A 4018-nucleotide genomic window follows, 5' to 3' on the forward strand; every position below is an offset into this window, starting at 1 on the left:
GTGCTACAGGCCCAGGGCAGCGTGCTGACCAACAAGTACGCCGAGGGTCTGCCCGGCCGCCGCTACTACGGGGGTTGCGAGTACGTCGACGTCGTGGAGAACATCGCTCGCGACCGGGCCAAGGCGCTGTTCGGCGCCGACTTCGCCAACGTGCAACCGCACTCCGGCGCCCAGGCCAATGCCGCGGTTCTGCACGCGCTGATGTCGTCGGGGGAGCGGCTGCTGGGTCTCGACCTCGCCAACGGCGGTCACCTGACTCACGGCATGAAGCTGAACTTCTCCGGCAAGCTCTACGAGAACGCTTTTTACGGCGTCGACGCCACCACGCATCTGATCGACATGGACGCGGTGCGCGCCCACGCGCTGGAGTTCCGTCCGAAGGTGATCGTCGCGGGTTGGTCGGCCTACCCGCGGATCCTGGACTTCGCCGCGTTCAAGTCGATCGCCGACGAGGTGGACGCCAAGCTTTGGGTGGACATGGCGCACTTCGCCGGGCTGGTTGCGGCCGGTTTGCACCCGTCGCCGGTGCCGCACGCCGACGTCGTGTCGACCACCGTGCACAAGACGCTGGGCGGCCCGCGGTCCGGCCTGATCATCGGCAAGCAGGAGAACGCCAAGTCGATCAACTCCGCGGTCTTCCCGGGTCAGCAGGGCGGCCCGCTGATGCACGTGATCGCGGCCAAGGCAGTGGCGCTGAAGATCGCGGGCACCCCGGAATTCGTCGAGCGGCAGCAGCGCACGCTGTCCGGCGCCCGGATCCTCGCCGAGCGACTGTTGGCGGCTGACGTCGCCAAGGCCGGCGTCTCGGTGGTCAGCCGTGGCACCGACGTCCACCTGGTGCTGGTCGACCTGCGTGACTCGCCGCTGGACGGACAGGCCGCCGAGGACCTGCTGCACGACGTCGGCATCACGGTGAACCGCAACGCCGTGCCCAACGACCCGCGGCCGCCGATGGTGACCTCGGGCCTGCGGGTCGGCACCCCGGCGCTCGCTACCCGCGGCTTCGGGGACGCCGAGTTCAGCGAAGTCGCCGACATCATCGCCACCGCGTTGGCGGCCGGCAAAGCGGCTGACGTCTCGGCGCTGCGCGACCGGGTGACCCGTCTGGCCAGGGAGTTTCCGCTCTACGACGGCCTGGAAGACTGGTCGCTGGTGTAACGCGCGGGAGATTTTACGAAACCTGTGTACGCGGGTTACCGTTACCGCATGGCACAGAAACCTGTCGCTAACGCGCTGATCCTCGAACTCGACCCCGTGGTGGGCGAGAACCTCGACCGGCACCTGGGCACCGAGCAGCTCTGGTTCGCCCACGACTTCGTGCCCTTCGAGCAGGGCGAGAACTTCGCCTTCCTGGGCGGACGCGACTGGGACCCGTCGCAGGTGACGTTGCCGAAAGTCGTGACCGACGCGTGCGAAATCCTGCTCATCACCAAAGACAACATCGCGGGCTACCACCGTGAACTCGTCGAGCACTTCATCCTCGAGGACATGTGGGCTCAGTGGATCGGCCGCTGGACCGCCGAGGAGCATCTGCACGCCATCGCGCTGCGCGAGTACTTCGTCGTGACCCGCGAGATCGACCCGACCGCCAACGAGCACGTCCGCTTCGAGCACGTGTCGCAGAAGGGCTATCGCGCCGACCAGTTCTCTCAGGTCGAAACCCTGGTGTTCATGGCTCTCTTCGAGGCCTCCCATGCGGTGTTCACCAACAACCTCGCCGCGCAGATCGAAGAGCCGGTGCTGGCCGGCCTCATCACCCACATCGCCCGTGACGAGGTGCGCCACGAAGAGTTCTTCGTCAACCTTGTCGCGCACTGCCTCACCTACACCCGCGACGAGACGATCGGCGCCATCGCCGCCCGCGCGGCCGAGATCGACGTCATCGGCGCCGACATCGATGCCTACGACGACAAGGTGCGAAACGTCGCCGACGCAGGCATTTTCGGCCCCGACGTACTGCGCCGGGTGATGTCCGACCGCATCACCGCGTGGGGGGTCGCCGACGAGCCCGCGCTGCGGCAGTTCGTCATCGGCTAGCCACGTCGGCGCGCCTGCACGGCGCACATGCGCCGACGAGAGTAGTTTTGCTTTCGATGGCTAGCGACATGCTCTGCTATCCGGGCGGCGCCTCTCGTCTCAACTTCGACAGGACCGCCGGCCCCGGTCCTGACGCCGCGGCCCCCGCCGAATCGTCCGTGCGGGCCGCACGGGCATCCAGCCCGGCTAGGACGCTTCGCGCGCATGGGTGGCTGTGGGGCCACCACCAACATGCCGCAGCGAGCCGGGCGATGAGCTCGAGGAGCGCTCGTGACTGATTCCCCGGCGGTTTCACAGGACACCATCAGGACCTACGTGCTCGACACGTCGGTGTTGTTGTCCGATCCGTGGGCCTGCTCCCGCTTCGCCGAACACGAAGTGGTTGTTCCGCTGGTAGTGATCAGTGAGCTGGAGGCCAAGCGCCACCACCACGAACTGGGCTGGTTCGCCCGCCAGGCGTTGCGCCTGTTCGACGATCTCCGGGTCCAGCATGGGCGGCTGGATCAGCCCATTCCGGTCGGGACGCAGGGCGGCACGCTGCACGTCGAGCTCAACCACAGCGACCCGAGTGTGCTACCGGCCGGGTTCCGCACCGACACCAACGACTCGCGCATCCTGTGCTGTGCCGCCAACCTCGCCGCCGAGGGCAAGCGAGTCACGTTGGTCAGCAAGGACATTCCGCTGCGCGTCAAAGCGGGCGCGGTGGGCTTGCTCGCCGACGAGTACCACGCGCAGGACGTCGTCGTCTCCGGCTGGACCGGGATGACGGAGATGGAGACCAGCGCCGAGGACATCGACGCGTTGTTCGCCGACGGCGAGGTCGACCTGGAGGCTGCGCGAGACCTGCCGTGCCACACCGGTATTCGGCTACTGGCCGGCAGTTCCCATGCGCTCGGCCGGGTCAACGCGCACAAGCGGGTCCAGCTGGTTCGCGGCGACCGCGAGGTTTTCGGACTGCGCGGTCGCTCCGCCGAACAGCGGGTGGCCCTGGATCTGCTGCTCGACGAGTCGGTGGGCATCGTGTCGCTCGGCGGCAAGGCCGGCACCGGTAAGTCGGCGCTGGCGCTGTGCGCCGGGCTGGAAGCCGTGCTGGAGCGCCGCACGCAGCGCAAGGTAGTCGTGTTCCGCCCGCTCTACGCGGTCGGCGGCCAAGAGTTGGGTTATCTGCCCGGTAGCGAGAGCGAAAAGATGGGCCCGTGGGCCCAGGCGGTCTTCGACACCCTCGAAGGTCTGGCCAGCCCCGCGGTGCTCGAAGAGGTGCTTTCCCGCGGCATGCTCGAAGTGCTGCCGCTGACCCACATCCGCGGTCGCTCGCTGCACGACTCGTTCGTCATCGTCGACGAAGCGCAGTCCCTGGAACGAAACGTGCTGCTGACCGTGCTGTCCCGGCTGGGCGCGGGATCGCGGGTGGTGTTGACCCACGACGTCGCTCAGCGCGACAACCTGCGGGTGGGCCGGCATGACGGCGTCGCCGCGGTGGTCGAGAAACTCAAGGGCCACCCACTGTTCGCGCACATCACGCTGCTGCGCAGCGAACGTTCGCCGATCGCGGCGCTGGTCACCGAGATGCTCGAGGAGATCAGCGGCGTACCGCTGTAATCGGGCGGGCCTTCGCCGCCGGTAAGCTGCGGCCGTGTCGAAACGACCGGACAACCAAGCCTGGCGGTACTGGCGCACCGTCGCCGGCGCGGCGGCGGCGGCCGCCATCGTCGGGATCGGTGCGTTCACCGGTCACGTCCGATTCGCACACGCCAACGACGTCGTGGACTGCGCACAGGTCAAGTGCGTCGCGCTGACGTTCGACGACGGCCCCACCCCGTTTACCGACCGGCTGCTGAGCATTCTGACCGCGAACAAAGCCAAGGCCACGTTCTTCGAGATCGGCAACAAGGTCGCGGCCAACCCGGCGGGCGCCAAACGGGTTGTCGAGGCGGGCATGGAGCTGGGCAGCCACACCTGGGAACACCCCAACATGACGACG

The 4018-nt window shown here is 67.7% G+C and carries 4 protein-coding genes; all 4 read left to right on the forward strand.

Features of this window, described 5'->3' with window-relative positions; genetic code table 11:
- Nucleotides 1-1158: serine hydroxymethyltransferase (gene glyA / locus WAN02_RS24835; RefSeq protein WP_422267382.1), on the forward strand; the 1158-nt coding region annotated here is incomplete at its 5' end.
- A 48-nt stretch (nt 1159-1206) separates the two neighbouring features.
- Complete coding sequence (locus WAN02_RS24840) at nt 1207-2037, forward strand: acyl-ACP desaturase (RefSeq protein WP_422267384.1); 831 nt, start codon at nt 1207-1209, stop codon at nt 2035-2037.
- Between the two features lie 303 nt (nt 2038-2340).
- Nucleotides 2341-3636 carry a PhoH family protein gene (locus WAN02_RS24845; protein WP_422267388.1) on the forward strand — a complete coding sequence of 432 codons (1296 nt, stop codon included), beginning with the start codon at nt 2341-2343 and terminating at the stop codon, nt 3634-3636.
- A 34-nt stretch (nt 3637-3670) separates the two neighbouring features.
- Nucleotides 3671-4018 (forward strand): polysaccharide deacetylase family protein (locus tag WAN02_RS24850; RefSeq protein WP_422267386.1); only part of this gene is annotated, 348 nt, incomplete at its 3' end.

Source organism: Mycobacterium sp. (assembly GCF_049281135.1).
Taxonomy (GTDB): domain Bacteria; phylum Actinomycetota; class Actinomycetes; order Mycobacteriales; family Mycobacteriaceae; genus Mycobacterium.